We start from the raw sequence: 16444 nt of genomic DNA on the forward strand, positions 1-16444 counted from the left end.
GGGTCAGAAGCGGACTTCGCCCTGGTTGAGGACGCGCGGCAGGAAGTACGCCGTCTGGATCTCGGCGTTGGTGTTGCTGCCGCGCAGCTGCTCGGACCAGATCATGAACCAGGCCCACTTCGGCTGGCTGTTCAGCAGCGTGGCGGTCGGCACCTTGCCCATCTCGGCGATCGCGATCGGCTTGCCCGCCGCGATCGACTGGATCTGGGCGTAGTCCGAGGACGACGGGTAGCTCTTGTACCAGGCGTCGAGCGTCACCACGTCGACGTAGTTGCTGCCCGGGTAGTACTGCGCCCAGTTGGCGGTCGGGTTGTCCTGGACGTTCCACACCCAGATCAGGTTGTCCAGGCCCTGGCTGTCGAAGTAGTCCCGCATCTGCTGGTAGATCTTGGCGGAGCCGTTGGCGCCGGGCCGGTGACCCCACCAGTTCCAGCTCTCGTTCATCTCGTGGAACGGCCGCCACAGCACCGGGATCCCGGCGTCCTTGAGCTGCTTCAGGTAGGGCACCACGGCGGCCATCCGGCTGCGCCACGTGGTGTTGAGCGCGGTGCCGCCGGTGACGATCTGCTGGAACTGCGCGTCCGAGATGGTGGTCTTCACGCCGCCGTCGAAGTTGCAGGTGGCGCCGACGGTCGGCGAGCAGGCGTGCCAGGTGAGCGCGACCAGCGAGCCGTTCGCCCACTCGGTCTTCGCCTGGTTGATCACGCTCTGCCGGTTGGCGATGTCGGTGCTGGTGAACATCATGTCGCCGCCCCACAGGCCGGGGTACTGCCCGGTGATCGCCTTGACCTGCGCGGTGTACTGGCCGGGGTTGCTGGCCGGCTCCTTGTTGTGCTGGCCGGAGACGATCGACGTGCCAGTGATCGACTTCAGGTAGTTGATGACGGTGGACTTGGGGGTGGCCGCGAACGCCGACGCCTCCGGCGCGTTGTGGACCATGCCCGCGCCGAGCAGCGCGAGAGCGGCGCCGACGGCCCAGACGGGACGGGGGATTCTCATGATGGGGACCTCCGTTGAGGGACGGACTTCCTCGGTGCGCGGCCCAGCATGCGACCCGTGTCACATCGATGTCAAGATTAGATTAATAATTTAATCAGTCGTGAAACGCGGAAGACCCGCTAACTCGTGCTCTCCCGGGCCACCAGGTGGGCCAGCGGCGCCTGGTAGACCGCCGGGGGGCGGCCGTCCATCGCGTCCAGCATGGCGCGGGCGGCGATCTCGCCGATGCCGGCCACGTCGTGGCTGATCGCGGAGAGCGGCGGGGTGGCGAGCTGGCACAGCGGCGAGTCGTCCCAGGCCACCACCGACATCTCGGACGGGACGGCGAGCCCGCGCTCGCGCAGCGCGTCCAGGGCGGCCAGGGCCATCAGGTCGTTGTCGCAGACGATCGCGGTGGGTTTGCGGGCGAGCAGCTCGTCGACCGCGGCGCGGCCCGACTCGTACGAATAATCGCCCTCGGCCTGCACCAGCGTCACCTCCCGCTCCGCCGCCTCGGCCTGCGCGCCCTCCCGGCGCAGCCGGCTGTGCACGAAGGAGAGCGGCCCGCTGATGTGCCCGATCACCCGGTGCCCGCGCCCGGCCAGGAACCGGACCGCGTCCCGCGCGTAACCGGCGTCGTCGGTCCACACCGTCGGCAGCCCGGAGGCCGCGGACGGGGCGCCCAGCACCACCGCGGGCAGGCCGAGCCGGTCGACCAGGGCGACCCGGTCGTCGTCCGGCGCCAGGTCGACCAGGATCACGCCGTCGATCCGCCGGCGCCCGGCCCAGCGCTCGTACGTCTCGGTCTCCGCCTGCCGGTCGGTCACCACCTTGACCAGCACGGAGACCCCGGCCGGCGTCAGCACCCGCTCCAGGCCCTCGATGAACTCGTGGTAGAACGGCTCCTCGCCGAGCACCCGCGAGGCCCGCGCGAGAACCATCCCGACCCGCCGTTGCGCCTGTGTCACCGGTGCCTCCGTCCTCGATCCGCCGACAGGTACGGTATCGCTCATGGCGCGCCGAGAAACCTCCGTGGCCGGGCCGGGCAGTCGCGCCCTCGTCGTGGACGTGGTCCGCTCGGCGGTCTCGATCAGCCGGGTGGAGCTCGCCGAGCGCACCGGCCTCACCCAGCCGTCGATCTCCAACATCGTGCGCGACCTGATCGCCGACGGGGTGATCCACGAGACCGGATCGGCCGATTCGATCCGCGGCAAGCCGCGCAAGCTGCTCGCGATCACCGCGGCCAACCGGTTCGGCATCGGTTTCCAGCTCGGGCCGGAGACGGTGACCTGCGTGGCGATCGACCTGACCGGTGGCGTGGTGGGGCGTGAGGTGGTCCCGTTCGACGGCGGCGACCTGGCGGACCGGCTGGCCGAGCGGTTCGACGACTTCATCGCCGACCTGGACCTGCCCCGGGACCGGATCGAGGGGCTGGCCGTGGTGGCACCGACCGCCCGGCCGGGCGACGAGGACACCGGCCCGGCCTGGGCCGCCGTCCGGGCCGCGCTGACCGAGCGGCTGGGCGTCCCGGTGCTGGTGGAGAACGACGCGGCGGCCGCGGCGCTGGGCGAGTTCTGGAGCCGGCGGGTGTCCCGGGAGCAGGCGTTCGGCAGCGTCTACCTGTCCTCCGGGATCGGCGCCGGGCTGGTCTTCGGCGGGGCGCTGCACCGGGGCGCGAGCTTCGACGCCGGCGAGCTCGGGCACGTGTCGATCGCGTACGACGGCCTGCCCTGCCCGTGCGGCAACCGCGGCTGCGTCGAGCGTTACGCCTCGATGGCGGCCACCGTCGACGCGGCGCGCGCGGCCGGCCTGCCGGTCGAGCAGAAGACCGTGTTCAGCGCGTACGACGCGATCGCGCACGCCGCGGTCAGCGGCGACCCGGACGCCTTCGCGGTGATCGACCGGGCGGCCGGCTATCTGAGCGTCGCGGTCACCTCGATGGTGAACCTGCTCGACCTGGGCCGGGTGGTGCTGACCGGGCCGGGGATGGCGGTGGCCGGTTCGATCTACGCCCGCCGGCTGCGTGCCGCGCTGGCCGCCGGCGCGCACGCCCGGCACCGCCACGAGATCGTCGTGGAGCTGTCCGCGCAGCCCCGGGACGCGGCCGGGATCGGCGCGGCGGCGCTGGTGGTGCAGGCGTCGATCGCTCCCGGGCACACCGCCGCCGACGTGCTGTGAGAGCTGCGGCACACCGCCGCGAACACTTTGCGCCGCTGCGGCGAAGTACCCGTGTGAGAACTGACTGCGACACCGATGCGCGCCTCATCGAGGAGGCGAGCCAGGCGCCCGAGCGGTTCACCGCCCTGTTCGACCGGCACCATCAGGCGATCTACGCGTACGTGGCCCGGCGGCTCGGCCCGGACCTGGCCGAGGACGTCGCCTCGGAGACCTTCCTGATCGCCTTCGACCGGCGGCAGACCTTCGACGCGGAGCACGGGGAGGTGCGGCCGTGGCTGTTCGGCATCGCCTCCAACCTTGTCGCCCGGCACGTCCGCGCGGAAACGCGTCGCTACAAGGCTCTGGCCCGGGCCGGCGGGCAGGACCGCGGCACCGAGTACGGGCTGATCGACGGGGTCGCCGGCCGGCTCGACGCGGCCGCCGTCCGGGGCCGGCTCGCCGAGGCGTTGCGGAGGTTGCCGGAGCCGGTCCGCGCGGTGCTGCTGCTGGTCGCCTGGGCCGGGCTCAACCAGCAGGAGGCCGCGGCGGCGCTGGGGATCCCGGCCGGGACCGCCCGGTCCCGGCTGCACCGGGCCCGGCAGGCGATGCGGGAGGCGCTCGGCGCCGAGATCGAGATGGAGGAGTGATGGACGAGATGAGGGTGCTGCGCGAGGCTTTCGGCCCGGACGCCTCGCCGTCTCCGGAGGCGCGGCAGCGGGCCCGGGCGGCCCTCGCCGGCCGGATCGGCGGGCGCCGCCGGGCCGGGCGCCGCTTCTCCTTCCGGATCCCGATCGCGGTCGGGATGGCCGGCGCCGCGACCGTGGCGGTGGCCTTCGCGGTCGCCCACCGGACCGTCGCGCCGGTGACCCCGCCGGTGGCCCTGCCGTCGACGGCGCGCCAGGAGCCGGGCGGCGGCGGCATGCCCTACCTGCGCCCGGTCAGCGCCGCGCAGTACCTGGAGAACGCGGCGTGGACCGCCGAGCGGCAGCAGTGGACCGACCCGGCACCGGACCAGTTCATGTATGTCGAGACCCGCGAGCTGCGCAACCCGGCGGGCTACGAGAACGAGAACCCGAACGGCAGCCTGCTGCCCGGCCGGGCGAAGTACCGGACGATCCAGGAGTGGAACCGGCTGGACGGTGAGGTGTGGGCCAAGACCCGGAACACCGGCCGGATCGAGGTGCTCGAGAAGGGCAAGAACGGCATGAGCTGGGGCCGGATCGACTGGTCCCGGCTGACCGGCTTGACCACGCCGGAGAAGATCCAGGCCTTCTACGACGATCCCGGCCCGACCTCGATGGACCCGGAGGCGCTGGTCGGCCAGTACGTGCTGCCGCCGAAGGTCGAGGCGGCCTTCTTCCGCTACCTGGCCCAGCAGCCGGGCATGAAGGTGAACAACGACGCGGTCAACATCGACGGCCGGCCGGCGATCGGCATGGGCCGGATCGAGGAGGGCTACCTGTCCCGGGAGCTGCTCTTCGACAAGCAGACCTACCGGCTGATCGGGGACCGGCTGATCGCGGTGGCCGACGAGCGCGAGGGGCACGACGACGGCTTCCCGGCCACCCGCAAGGGCGACGTGCTGCGCCAGGTGATCTACACCAGACAGGTCATCGTCGACCGGCTTTTCGACACTAGGTGACCTGCTCGCGGTAACCGCTCAGGGTCAGGCCGAGCACCGACCGGAACTCGTTGGCGAGATGCGCGTGGTCGCTGTAACCGAGGTCGGCGGCGACCACGGCCAGCGTCGTCTCCGGCTCGGTGCGCAGCCGCTCGGCCGCCTCCTGCAGCCGCCGCCGGCGGATCATCATGGACGGGGTCAGCCCGACGTAGCGGTGCGCGAGCCGCTGCAGCGACCTGGCCGAGACCGCCAGCCGGGCGGCCGCGTCGGCGACCGTGCGGATCGCCGGATCGGAGTCGATCACCTCGGCCATCGTGTTCGCCAGCAGCCCCTCGTGGTCCGGCGGCGGCACCTCGGCGGCCAGCCAGGCACTGAACACCTCGACCGCCCGGCGACGCCGGTCCGGCCCGTCCCCGGGTCCGCTCATCACCTCACGGACCGCCGTGTGCAGGACCGCGAGATCCACCTGACGGTACGCGTCGCGCAGCCCCGCCGGGTCGGCGGCGAAGTGCGGCACCGCCGCCGGTCGCAGCAGGGCCCCGACCGCCCAGCCGGAGCCGGTCAGGTCCCGGAAGGACGTGCGGGTGGTCGGCCCGGCCAGGCCGACCCCGCCGGGCTCGACGACCAGGTTGCAGGCCGGGAAGGCGATCACCTGCTGACGCGACGTCCGGCCGGGCTGGATCCGCCACTCCGGGATCCAGAACCAGCGCACCAGCGACGCCACCGGCTCGGGCGCCGGGAGCCGGTCGAAGGTGGGCAGCCGCGCCGGGTAGAGCACGCCCCGGGGCTGCGGCATCTGTCGCGAATCTTCAAGCTGCTCCGGGCCGGACATCCCTAGATTCTGACCCATGACCGAGACGATTCCCGCAGCTGATGGCAAGTACACGACGAACGGCACGCCGCACGGCGCCACCCGCCTGACCCCGTTCCTGGTCATCCCGGAGGCCCGGGCCGCCCTCGACTTCTACCAGGAGATCTTCGGGGCGCGGCTGGTCGACGTGACCGAGTTCGGCGGCGCGGTGGGGCACGCCGTCCTCGACTTCGGTGACGGCCTGCTCCAGCTCGGCCAGCCGTCGCCGGAGTACGGCCTGGTCCCGCCGCCCGGCGGGGACCAGGACTGCTACTCGATCGGGCTGTACTGCCCGGATGTCGACGCGGTGGTGGCCCGGGCCGAGGCGGCCGGCGCGACGATCCGCGAGGCGCCGACCACCTTCGTGTCCGGTGACCGGTTCGCCAGCATCCGGGACCCGTTCGGGGTGCGCTGGTCGGTGATGACCCGGGTCGAGGACCTGTCCGAGGAGGAGAGCGCACGCCGGGTGGCGGACTGGGCCGCGCAGCAGACGCAGGCGGCCCAGTAGTCAGCGGCCCGGTGGTCAGCGGCCCACCACGGTGAGCGCGGCGTCGACGATGGAGCCGCTGTCGATGCCGTGCAGGCGGTAGGCGTCCGCGAGGCTGGTGGACTGGCCGAACGCGGTCACCCCGAGGCAGCGGATCCGGTCACCGCGGGCGGCGGCGAGGAAGGCCAGCGTGTGCGGATGGCCGTCGTGCACGGTGACCAGCGGAGCCGGCTGGGCGGCCGGGAACAGCTCGTCCAGGATGCCGCCGCCCACCCCGGCCGTCCGGCTGCCGCGCTGCTGGAACGAGCGGAAGACCAGGTCCGGGCTGGTCAGGCAGACCACCCCGGCCGGGACGCCCTGCTCGGCCAGCGCGTCCGCGGCGGCCAGCACCTCGGGCATGATCGCGCCGACGCCGACCAGGGTGACCTGCTCGTCGCCCGGCGCGTGCGCGGCGGGCAGCCGGTACCCGCCGGCGACGGCCTGCCGGCGCCGGCGTTCGCGCAGCGCCGGGTCGTCGGGCACCCGGGCGAGCCGCGGGTCGATCGGCCGGGTGGACAACCGGAAGTAGGCCGACGAGCCGCCCGCCACCCCGACCCCGCTCATCGCGTGCAGGAAGCACCACTCCAGATCCTGGGCGAACGCCGGCTCCCAGGCGACGCACTCGGGCTGCTCCAGGCCGATCGACGGGGTGGTGATCGACTGATGGGCGCCGCCCTCCGGCGCCAGGGTCACCCCGGACGGGGTGCCGACCAGGATCGACTGGCCGCCGGCGTAGATGCCGTAGGACCAGGGCTCCAGGGCGCGGGTGACGAACGGGTCGTAGAGGGTGGCGATCGGGATCAGCCGCTCACCCCAGCGGGACCAGGTCGCGCCCAGCTCGCCCAGCAGGGAGACCAGGTTCACCTCGGCGATGCCGAGCTCGATGTGCTGGCCGTTGCTGTTCTCCTGCCAGCGCAGCACCCGCTCGGCGTCGTCGGCGAACCAGTCGTGCCGGTCCTCCACCGACCAGACGCCGGTCTTGTTGATCCAGCCGCCCAGGTTGGTGGACGAGGCGACGTCCGGCGAGCAGGTGACGACCCGGGCCGCGGCCTCCGGAGCGTCGCGCGGCAGGTCGGCCAGCAGCCTGCCGAGGGCGGCCTGGGTGCTGGTCGGCTTGCGGTAGCCGTGGCCCAGCTCGGCCGGCACCGGGAGCGGCGCGGTGGGCGCGACCGGCTCGCGGCGAAGCACCTCGGCCCGCTGCCGGCACAGCTCGCCGGCGGCGGTGCCGGGCGCGAACCGCTGCCACGGCGCCTGCCGATCCATCCCGCAGGAGACCGCGAGGGCGTCCATCTGCGCCGGCGACAGCAGCGCCGAGTGGTTGTTCGGGTGGCCCTCGGTCGGCAGGCCCCGGCCCTTGACCGTGTAGGCGAACACCACGCTGGGCCGGTGCTGGTCGACGCCGCGGAAGGTGTCCACCAGCAGGCCCAGGTCGTGACCGCCGAGGTCGCGGACGGCGGCCGCGAGCTCGTCCGGCGGGATCTCGTCGAGCAGCGCCTTGAGCTCCGGGGAGTCGGCCGAGGGCGCGCCACCGGCCAGGATCCGGCCGGCGATCTCCGCGGGCTCGACCCGCAGCATCCGCTGGTACTCCTCGTTCGGCATCGCCTCCAGCCGGGCCCGCAGCGCCGGCCCGCCGGGGCGCTCGAACAGCCGGGAGATCACCCGGCCCCACTTGAGCACGACGACCTGCCAGCCCGCGGCGGCGAACATGCCCTGCAGCTTGGCGATCTGGATGTCCGGCACCACCCGGTCCAGCGACTGGCGGTTGAGGTCGACGACCCAGAGCAGCTCACCGAGCTTGGCGACGGCCGGGTCCATCACGGCTTCCCAGATCGCGCCCTCGTCCAGCTCGGCATCGCCGAGCAGGCTGACGAACCGGCCGCCGGCCGGCGCCTCGGTGAACCGGGAGCCGAGATAGCGGTGCGCCATGGCGGCCCACAGCGCGGCGGTCGCCCCGATGCCCACCGATCCGGTGGAGAAGTCGACCGTGCCGGGGTCCTTGCGCCGCGACGGGTAGGACTGCAGGCCGCCCTGGGCCCGCAGCCGCGGCAGGTAGGCCTCGTCCAGGTCGCCGAGCAGATAGTTGACGGCGTGCAGCACCGGCGAGGCGTGCGGTTTGACCGACACCCGGTCCCGGCTGGTCAGCTCGGCGAACCACAGGGCCACCATGATGTCCACCATCGAGGCGCTGGACGCCTGGTGACCGCCCACCTTGACGCCGGAGTCGTTGGGGCGGCCGGCGTTCGCGGCGTCGACGATCGACGCGGACAGCCACAGGACGCGGCGGGCGATCTCGCGCAGGGTGGCGGCGTCGGGGTGCTCGGCGGTCGGCCGGTGGTTCATCGGTGTCTCCGGTGGGTCGGTGCTAACGGGTGGCAGCGGTGACCGGCGCCCCGGCGGTGGCCGCGAGCGCCTGTTCCAGATCCTGCAGCAGGTCGTCGCAGTGTTCCAGGCCGACGGAGATTCTCACCAGCGCGGCGCACGGCCGGGCCTCGGCGGCGACCGGCCGGTGGGTGAGCGACGCCGGGTGCTGGATCAGCGAGTCGACCCCGCCCAGCGAGACGGCGTGGGTGAACAGCCGGGTCCCGGAGGTGAGCCGGGCGGCGGCGTCGAACCCGCCGCGCAGGCTGACCGAGAGCATCGCGCCGGTGCCGTGCATCTGGCGGCCGAGCAGGCCGCGGGGGTCGCCGTCCAGGCCGGGGTAGTGGACCCGGTCGACGGCCGGGTGCCCGGCCAGCCAGCCGGCGAGCCGGGCCGCGGTGGCCTGCTGGGCGCGGACCCGGACGGGCAGCGTCGCCAGGCCCCGGTGCAGCAGGTAGCCGCCGAGCGGGTGGAGCAGGCCGCCGGTGACCGCGCGGACCTGGCGCAGCCGGGCGGCGGTCTCCTCGGCGCAGGCGATCACCCCGCCGACCACGTCGCCGTGCCCGCCGAGGTACTTGGTGGCGCTGTGCAGCACCATCGCCGCCCCCAGCGTGGCCGGGTTCTGCAGCACCGGGGTGGCGAAGGTGTTGTCGACGAGCACCGGGACGGGGCCGGCCCGCTCGGTGACGGCCGCGATGTCGGCCAGGTCCAGGGTCGGGTTGGCCGGGGTCTCCAGGACGATCAGCCCGGTGTCCGGCCGGATGGCGTCGCCGACCTGCGCCTCGTCGCAGAAGCTCACCTCGGTGCCGAGCAGGCCGGTGGCCAGCAGGTGGTCGGTGCCGCCGTACAGCGGCCGGACGGCGACCACGTGGCGCCGGCCGGTCATCGTGGTGTGCGCCAGGATCGCCGCGGTCATCGCCGCCATCCCGGAGCCGAAGGCCACCGCGGTGTCGGTGTGCTCCAGGCGGGCCAGCGCGGTCTCGAACCGGGCCACCGTCGGGTTCCAGAGCCGGGCGTAGACCGCGCCGCCCTCCGGCACGGGACGGCCGCCGGTCGCCATCGCCTCGTAGGAGTCGCCGCCGCTCAGGATGTCCGGCAGCGGATTGGTCGAGGAGAGGTCGAGGGGCAGGGCGTGGACGCCGAGCGCGGTGAGGTCGTCGCGGCCGGCGTGCACGGCGAGCGAGTCGCGGTGCAGGGAGCTGGTCATGCGACGAGGTTTCCGGTTATCCCAACTTTTTCCTAGACTTCTTGCAAAATCCACAGGCCAGCCGGCAGATCCTGTCTTTTCCAGCGAGCGGCGGCGGATTGGGAGCGATTTCATTGCGGAATGTGCAACCGGACCGGGGCGCCGCGCCGGCCGGCCAGCTCGACGATCTCGACCGTCGCCTGCTGAGCGTCCTCGCCGAGGACGCCGCGGTGACCAACAAGGCGCTCGCCGACCGCCTCGGCCTGGCCGAGTCCACCTGCGCCTACCGGGTCCGGGCGCTGCGCGAGGCCGGGGTGGTCACCGGCACCCGGGCGCAGCTGGATCTGGCCCTGCTGGGCTACCCGCTGCAGGCGATCGTCAAGGTCCGGCTGGGCAGCCACACCATGGCCAACGTCAACCAGCTGTACGCGGCGCTGGCCGCCGCGCCCGGCGTCATCCAGGCCTTCCATCTGGCCGGCGCGGACGACTTCCACCTGCACGTCGCGGTCGAGGACGCCGCGGCGCTGCGCGACTTCGTGCTGCGGCACGTGACCACCCACCGGGTGGTCCGGCAGACCGAGACGCACCTGGTCTTCGAGGTGCGCCGGGGCGCGGGGGTGCTGGACCGGCCGGCGTGACCGGTGCGGCCGCGCCGGGACAGGGCCTCCACAAAGGACGCGGATCCGGCTAGCGTCAGGGCGTGCAGAGACACTGCTCTATGCCTTGGGAGGTCAGATGACCATACGCAGGCGGACCACAGCCGCTGCCGGCGCGCTGATCACGATCGCGGCCCTCGCGGTGGGCGGCCCAGCGGCGGCCGCCGCGGCGCCTTCGGCGGGCCCCGGTGGCGTCACCCACGAGGAGAACCCCCGGGTGCCGGAGGGCGCGGTGTGGACGGAGGCGTACTTCCCGTCCGCCGACGGCAGCGGCGTCGAGCTCCACGCCGACGTGCTGCGCCCGGCGCACCTGCCGGCCGGCGCCAAGACCCCGGTGATCCTCGCGGTCGGGCCCTACTTCGCGCACGCCGGCCAGACCGGCCCGGAGGGCTGGACGCAGACCGGCCCGTCCAGCCGGTTCGCCGACTTCACCACCGGCACGAACCTCTTCGCCCGCGGCTACACCTACGTCATGGTCGACCTGCGCGGCTTCGGCGGCAGCACCGGCTGCCTCGACTGGGTCGGCCCCGGCGAGCAGGCCGACGTGCGGGCGGCGATCCAGTGGTCGGCGAGCCAGCCCTGGTCGACCGGCAAGGTGGGCATGTACGGCAAGTCGTACGACGCGGTGACCGGCCTGGTCGGCAACAACCTGCGCCTCAAGCCGCTCAAGGCGGTGGTCGCCCAGGAGCCGGTCTGGAACATGTACAACTACCTGTTCAGCAACTCGGTGCCGCGGCCCAACGTGACCGGCACGCCGAACGCCTACAACAGCATCGCCACGCTGGCCCCGCTGCCCGACGACAGCGCCCGCTACCGGGCGAACGCGGCCTACGAGCAGAGTCACCCGGAGTGCCTCAGCGACAACCTCACCAACAACAACAATCCCGACCTGAGCTCGTCCTACTGGCGGGCCCGTAACCTCGCGGCGCAGGCCAAGGGCACCAACACCCCGCTCTTCGTCACCCAGGGCTTCATCGAGCCGAACACCAAGCCCGAGGACATGGACGAGTTCCTGGCCAACCACCACGGGGTCGAGCGGGGCTGGCTGGGGCAGTGGGAGCACGTGCGCGGCAACGAGACCAACAGCTCCGGGCAGTTGCTGATGGGCCGGGCCGGCTTCTTCGACGAGGTGATGCGCCTCTACGACTACTACCTCAAGGGCATCCGGCCGGCCGTGCACGACCCGGCGTTCGCCATCGAGGACAGCACCGGCGCCTGGCGGGCGCAGCCGACCTGGCCGATCGCGCAGTCGTACCCCACCCTGAAGCTGCCGGACGGGCAGTACGTGGACGACGGGGTCGCCTCGGCGCTGGCCGCGCCGGCCGCGTCCGGCGACCAGCAGTGGGACATGGAGCACTACGCCGACCCGGCGCCGCCGGCCGCGAAGGGGTTCGCCCCGCTCGCCGACGACGCGCACAGCTACTTCCGGTGGTCGGCGCCGGTGACGTCCCCGGTGCGGATCACCGCGACGCCGCGGGTCACGCTGAACGCGAGCGCGGCGGGCAACGTGCTGGTGCGGTTGTGGGACGTCGCTCCGGACGGGACCGGGGTGATGTTCGACGAGAACGTGGCGCTGATCGAGCGGGCCGGGCGGGTCGGCTTCGACCTGAAGTCGACCGACTGGACCTTCCAGACGGGGCACCGGCTCGCCGTGCAGATCGGCACCATCGGCAGCGGCAGCTGGCTGGACACACCCAGCGGCAACACGATCCAGGTCAGCCGGACGCGACTGAGCCTGGCGCTGCAGAACCCGCGGTACGACGTGCCGACCCAGGGGGACCGGTCGCCGTACCTGGACACCTATCTGCGGCAGTACACCCGGACCTTCCCCGAGGTGGGGGAGGGGACCTTCCGGCTGGCCGTCGACAAGCGGCGGTGACGCCGGGGGTGGCTCGGCGGGGCTGAAGTCGTACCGGAAACGGTGTGACGGCCTCCGGTCCGGAAGCGGACCGGAGGCCGTCGCCGCCGGGGGAATCGGAGTGACTTGTCCGATCAGGCGAAGAATGCCGCTGATCAGGCCGAATCACTGGTTCGTGACGGCGTGGTAGCTGACAGTGAGGGGAGTGAACCCGGCCCGGCCCCTGGAGTGGTCCGATGTCGCACGACCTCCGTCAGCACCGCCGCCCGATCCGGCCCGCCCGGCCCGTCTCCAAGACCAAGGTGTCGCTCGCGGTCCTGGTCGCGGTCGCCGCGGTGGTGGCGCTGTTCGCCGCTGGGATCGTGGCCGAGCAGTACAGCCGCAAGCAGCCGGCCGCGGCGACCGCCGACACGCCCGCGCAGGCCGGCGCGGCCCCGCCGGGACTCGGCGCCGCGGTGCGCGACGGACGGTTCGAATTCGTGGTCACCCGGGTGGACTGCTCGCACACCACGATCGGCGTCGAACACCTCAAGCGCACCGCCGCCGGAAAGTACTGCGTGGTGAGCCTCTCGGTCCGCAATGTCGGCGACGGCGCGAAGTATTTCGTCGGGCACGCGCAGAAGGCCTACGACGCGGCCGGCACCGAATACGGCAGCGACGAGCTGGCCGGCGTCTATGCGAACCGGGGCGCCGAGGCCTTTCTGCAGAAAGTCGAACCGGGCGAGAAGGCGACCGGCAAACTGGTTTTCGACGTGCCGAAGAAGGTCAAGCTGACCAGCCTCAGACTGCACGACTCGCTGCTCTCCGGCGGCGTCACGGTGGCCCTCGGCGGGTGACTAGGCCAGCAGCTTCGCTTTCGCCGCGGTGAACTCCTCGTCGGTGAGCAGCCCGGCGGTCTTCATCTCGCCGAGTTTGACCAGCTGGGCCATCAGGTCGCCGGAGGACGCGGCCGGCGCCGGCTCCAGCGCCGGCACCGGCTGTTGCGGCTGCTGCGGCACCACCGCCGGCACGACGACGTTGGTCGAGGCCGCCCCGGCCCGGCGCAGCTCGATGTCGCGCTGGTAGTGGTGCTGGGCCCAGTACTGACGCACCGCGTTCGCCTGGCGCAGGATCAGGTCACGCACCCCGGCGGGGTTCTCGATGGACCGGAGAATGAGCACATACTGCCCGAAGCGGCCGGCCCGCGACGGATCGAGACGCAGCGTCAGATCGCCGACCCCGCGCATTCGCTGCGCGATGTGCTGGGTGATGTCGGCATCGGTGATCAGCCAGAGCGGAATGGTTTCCTCGCGGGTCGAGATGAGGCCGGAAGCGAACCGGATCGCGTCCTCGGTCACCGTGTACGACCCGGTCTGCAGCCGCCCGCCGGTGGCCAGCGACGTGAGATCCTGCGAAACCCCCGCCCACAGGACCGTCGTGCTCGTCGGGTTCATGTCGGTCATGCCAGTCATCGGAATACCTCGGGGTCGAGCGAATCTCGCAGCGCACCATATCCGTTCCGGACGAGGCGATCCCGGCAGCGCCCTCAGCCTTTCGGCCGGATCCGGTCACGCTTTTGTCGGCGCTGTTCCCGCTGCGGATTCACCAGGTCCCCGCAGCGGGTCCGGAGCAGAGCGGACCACTCGATGTCGGCAAGGTGACGTACGCATCGGGCCTCCTCCGCCGTCTCCATCAGCACCGTGGAGTGGAGGAGGAGCGATGGACGCAGCGCACCGTCCGGCGATGTCGCCGGTGGCCGCCTGGGTGGTGAGCCTGGCGGCCACCGTGGCGTCGACGTACGCGCTGGACGCGGTCGCGGCGGCCACCGGCGCCGGTCTGGTCGCGTCCGGGATGCTCGGCGACCTCGGTCACCGGTCGGTGGTGGCGTTCCTCCTGGTCAGCTACGCGGCCTGGGCGTTCGGGCTGCGGGCCGGCCTGAGGGCGAACGGGAATCTGCTGGCGGCGACCGGGACCAGCAGCAACGTGCTGTCCAAACTGGCGTACGACCTCACCCGGCGCCGCTGCGGCGCCGGGTCCGCCGCCCGGCTGGCCGCCGCGGTGGCGTACACCGGCACCGAGATCGCCAAGGAGGTGCCGTACTACCTGGCCGCGTTCGGGGCCGCCGCCGCGACCGACGCCATCACCACCGACGAGGCGCTCATCTTCCTCGGCGGCGCCAACCTCGGCGCGGCCCTCTACGAAGGCGCGCTCGCCCGGCTCACCCGCACCGTCGTGGGCCGCGGGCACGCGTCCTTCGACACCGACTGGGTGCCGGCCGAGTACCTCACCGACTACTACCGGACCGTCGAGCCGGACGAGATCGCCACCATCGCGTTCCTGGTCGACGCGATGCGCCACGCCGAGCCCGATCAGCCGGTCCTGTACTTCGGGACCGGTCCCACCCTGCACCACGTGTTCGCCTGCGCCGAGACGGCCTCCGAGATCCATCTGGGCGACTATCTGCCGGAGAATCTGGCCGAGATCCAGCGGTGGATCGAGCGTGCCCCGGGCGCCCACGACTGGCGGCCGTTCGTCCGTTACACCCTGCGGTGCGAGGGCAACCCCTGTCCCACCGACGCCGAGGTGACCGCCCGCGAGGACCTCACCAGAGCGAAGATCACGACTATCGTACGGGTGGACGCGCGCCATCCTCGTCCGCTGGACCGGAGCTACCCGACCGTGGTCAGCGCCTACTGCGCGGACTCGGCGACCGGCGACCGCGCCACGTGGGAACTGTTCATGCGGCACATCACCGGCCTGGTCCAGCCCGGCGGCCTCTTCCTCACCGCGGCGCTGCGCCGGTGCCGCGGCTACACGGTCGGCGGCAAGACCTTCCCCGGCGCCGACATCGACGAGGGCGACCTCCGGGCGGCCCTGCGGCCGCACTTCACGCCGCTGCGCGAGGGGGTCGAGGTGGTGCCGACGGACCAGCACGGCGCCCACGGGTACGCCGGGATCCTGCTCTGCGGCGCCCGCCGCGCCCATCCGGCGGGCACCCTCCGCTGCGGATGAGGTGCCGCCCCGCCGGGCGGGTCAGACTGGCGGCACGTCGAGAGGGGGACCGATGCTGTTGGTGCCGAGGCAGTTGCGGCGTTCCGGGATGACCGGCGACGTGCCCTACTACGGTGGCCGGTTCACGCCGGCGCAGGCCTACGCGGCCTCGCACCCGGCCCGTCCGCGGCCCCAGCCGGCCGCCGACCCGCTGCCGGCGTTGCAGCACCTGCTCGACACCGGAGTGATCACCGCCGAGGAGTACCGGGACCTGCGCGCGCGGGTGAACCGCTGATGGGGCCGGTGCAGGTGCTCGTCGTCGGGTTCGACCACCCGGCGTTCTCCGGCGAGATCATCGCCGAGTTCACCCGGCTCCGCGAGGCCGGCATCGTCCGCTTGGTCGACCTGCTCCTGGTCGCCCGCGACGAGGACGGCGCGGTCGAGACGCTGCCCGTGCCACCCGGCACCGAGGCGGGTTTGGGGCACGTGACCGCCGCCCTCCTCGGCCAGCCGGACGGCGAGACCGGCGTGACCGCCGCCCTCCTCGGCCGGCCGGACGGCGAGACCGGCGTGACCGTCCCCGACGACGCGGCGTGGTCCCTGGCCGACGCCGTGCCGCCGGGCTCGGTGGCCGCGGTCGCCTTGATCGAGCACCTCTGGGCCGGCCCGCTGACCACCGCCATCCAGAAGGCGGGCGGCGTCCCGCTGGAGGAGACCTGGCTGGCCCCCGCCGACCTCGCGGCACTCGAGACCCTGGTGAGCCAGCGGCATCCGGGCTGACCCGAGGCGTTCCGGCCTGCCACCGGCTCACAGGCTGCTGAGCAGACCCTGAACCACCTGGATCGTCCAGTGCGCCTCGCCGGTCACGTGAACGTCGACGTGGTGCTTCTGACCGCCGGCATGCACCCGGTAGACCGACGGCACGCCGTCACACGGATACGGCTCGATGCGGTCCTCACCCGTCCGCTTGACCTCGATCGTCCCGCCGCCCGAGCACTGGATGACGAGCGTGTATCCCGTCCCGGTGTGGGTGAACTCCGGAAGAGCGGCATCGCCGTCCCCACTGGCCGGCGGAATGAGTTCGGGGAACTCCGCGGACAGGACCAGCTTCGCGGGTGCTCCCGCGGTCGCCGGTGACGCGGCCGCAGTAGAGGTCACGCCCGGCCGGGGCGGAACCGGGGCGGGATCGCCACCCGTCCCGCACCCGGACACGACGGCGAGCATGACGACAAGCGGACTGACACGCCGCACGGGCACTGAGGCTCCTCGGAGAGCTGTGCCCGT

General features: G+C 72.7%; 17 protein-coding genes. 10 read left to right on the forward strand and 7 right to left on the reverse strand.

Annotation, left to right across the window (positions count from 1 at the left end; translation table 11 throughout):
* Nucleotides 1–3: 3 nt before the first annotated feature.
* Nucleotides 4–999 (reverse strand): glycosyl hydrolase, encoded by a 996-nt coding sequence (locus BJY16_RS19035; RefSeq protein WP_185040813.1) that lies wholly within the window; start codon nucleotides 997–999, stop codon nucleotides 4–6.
* A gap of 119 nt (nucleotides 1000–1118) precedes the next feature.
* Complete coding sequence (locus tag BJY16_RS19040; RefSeq protein ID WP_185040814.1) at nucleotides 1119–1946, reverse strand: LacI family DNA-binding transcriptional regulator; 828 nt, start codon at nucleotides 1944–1946, stop codon at nucleotides 1119–1121.
* A gap of 43 nt (nucleotides 1947–1989) precedes the next feature.
* Here BJY16_RS19040 and BJY16_RS19045 point away from each other — a divergent pair, with 43 nt between their 5' ends.
* The 3 genes from BJY16_RS19045 to BJY16_RS19055 are packed head-to-tail and all read left to right on the forward strand — an operon-like array spanning nucleotide 1990 to nucleotide 4777.
* Complete coding sequence (locus tag BJY16_RS19045) at nucleotides 1990–3156, forward strand: ROK family transcriptional regulator (protein ID WP_185040815.1); 1167 nt, start codon at nucleotides 1990–1992, stop codon at nucleotides 3154–3156.
* A gap of 53 nt (nucleotides 3157–3209) precedes the next feature.
* Complete coding sequence (locus BJY16_RS19050; RefSeq protein WP_203759280.1) at nucleotides 3210–3782, forward strand: RNA polymerase sigma factor; 573 nt, start codon at nucleotides 3210–3212, stop codon at nucleotides 3780–3782.
* Nucleotides 3782–4777, forward strand: a complete 996-nt coding sequence (locus BJY16_RS19055) for a CU044_5270 family protein (RefSeq protein ID WP_185040817.1) — start codon at nucleotides 3782–3784, stop codon at nucleotides 4775–4777. Before BJY16_RS19050 ends, BJY16_RS19055 begins: the two co-directional genes overlap by 1 nt.
* On the opposite strand, the gene BJY16_RS19060 is transcribed toward BJY16_RS19055, so the two are convergent.
* The gene (locus BJY16_RS19060) at nucleotides 4770–5552 is read right to left on the reverse strand and encodes an AraC family transcriptional regulator (protein WP_260418291.1); all 783 of its coding nucleotides are present in this window, start codon (nucleotides 5550–5552) and stop codon (nucleotides 4770–4772) included. The two genes, BJY16_RS19055 and BJY16_RS19060, sit on opposite strands and share 8 nt — an antisense overlap.
* 52 nt (nucleotides 5553–5604) lie before the next feature.
* Between BJY16_RS19060 and BJY16_RS19065 the strand changes: the two genes are divergently transcribed.
* Nucleotides 5605–6114, forward strand: a complete 510-nt coding sequence (locus BJY16_RS19065) for a VOC family protein (protein ID WP_185040819.1) — start codon at nucleotides 5605–5607, stop codon at nucleotides 6112–6114.
* 15 nt (nucleotides 6115–6129) lie between these two features.
* Here BJY16_RS19065 and BJY16_RS19070 read toward each other — a convergent pair whose 3' ends face one another.
* Both BJY16_RS19070 and BJY16_RS19075 read right to left on the reverse strand, forming a co-directional pair.
* Entirely contained in the window at nucleotides 6130–8472 is a 2343-nt protein-coding gene (locus BJY16_RS19070) for a thiamine pyrophosphate-binding protein (RefSeq protein ID WP_185040821.1), read from the reverse strand.
* A 22-nt stretch (nucleotides 8473–8494) separates the two neighbouring features.
* Nucleotides 8495–9697 (reverse strand): trans-sulfuration enzyme family protein, encoded by a 1203-nt coding sequence (locus BJY16_RS19075; protein WP_185040823.1) that lies wholly within the window; start codon nucleotides 9695–9697, stop codon nucleotides 8495–8497.
* Nucleotides 9698–9819: 122 nt separating this feature from the next.
* Here BJY16_RS19075 and BJY16_RS19080 point away from each other — a divergent pair, with 122 nt between their 5' ends.
* The 3 genes from BJY16_RS19080 to BJY16_RS19090 all read left to right on the forward strand — a co-directional run bounded on the left by BJY16_RS19080 (nucleotide 9820) and on the right by BJY16_RS19090 (nucleotide 13026).
* A complete protein-coding gene (locus BJY16_RS19080; RefSeq protein ID WP_185040825.1) occupies nucleotides 9820–10314 on the forward strand; it encodes an Lrp/AsnC family transcriptional regulator in 495 nt (164 codons plus the stop codon).
* Nucleotides 10315–10411: 97 nt separating this feature from the next.
* On the forward strand, nucleotides 10412–12211 hold the full coding sequence (locus BJY16_RS19085; RefSeq protein WP_185040827.1) for a CocE/NonD family hydrolase: 1800 nt from the start codon (nucleotides 10412–10414) through the stop codon (nucleotides 12209–12211).
* Between the two features lie 215 nt (nucleotides 12212–12426).
* A complete protein-coding gene (locus BJY16_RS19090) occupies nucleotides 12427–13026 on the forward strand; it encodes a DUF4352 domain-containing protein (RefSeq protein ID WP_203759278.1) in 600 nt (199 codons plus the stop codon).
* Here the strand turns inward: BJY16_RS19090 and BJY16_RS46455 are convergent, their stop codons facing one another.
* Entirely contained in the window at nucleotides 13027–13641 is a 615-nt protein-coding gene (locus BJY16_RS46455; protein ID WP_203759291.1) for a PH domain-containing protein, read from the reverse strand. It abuts the gene before it with no gap.
* 247 nt (nucleotides 13642–13888) lie between these two features.
* On the opposite strand from BJY16_RS46455, the gene gntF reads away from it, so the two are divergent.
* Genes gntF through BJY16_RS19110 form a run of 3 tightly spaced genes read left to right on the forward strand, consistent with a single transcriptional unit; the run spans nucleotide 13889 to nucleotide 15940 of the window.
* Nucleotides 13889–15181 (forward strand): guanitoxin biosynthesis pre-guanitoxin forming N-methyltransferase GntF, encoded by a 1293-nt coding sequence (gene gntF / locus BJY16_RS19100; protein ID WP_239177935.1) that lies wholly within the window; start codon nucleotides 13889–13891, stop codon nucleotides 15179–15181.
* Nucleotides 15182–15233: 52 nt separating this feature from the next.
* On the forward strand, nucleotides 15234–15455 hold the full coding sequence (locus BJY16_RS19105) for an SHOCT domain-containing protein (protein WP_185040829.1): 222 nt from the start codon (nucleotides 15234–15236) through the stop codon (nucleotides 15453–15455).
* A complete protein-coding gene (locus BJY16_RS19110; protein ID WP_185040831.1) occupies nucleotides 15455–15940 on the forward strand; it encodes a DUF6325 family protein in 486 nt (161 codons plus the stop codon). Before BJY16_RS19105 ends, BJY16_RS19110 begins: the two co-directional genes overlap by 1 nt.
* Nucleotides 15941–15967: 27 nt before the next feature.
* Here the strand turns inward: BJY16_RS19110 and BJY16_RS19115 are convergent, their stop codons facing one another.
* Complete coding sequence (locus BJY16_RS19115; RefSeq protein ID WP_185040832.1) at nucleotides 15968–16384, reverse strand: hypothetical protein; 417 nt, start codon at nucleotides 16382–16384, stop codon at nucleotides 15968–15970.
* Between the last annotated feature and the right edge of the window lie 60 nt (nucleotides 16385–16444).

It is taken from the genome of Actinoplanes octamycinicus (assembly GCF_014205225.1).
GTDB classification, from domain to species: domain Bacteria; phylum Actinomycetota; class Actinomycetes; order Mycobacteriales; family Micromonosporaceae; genus Actinoplanes; species Actinoplanes octamycinicus.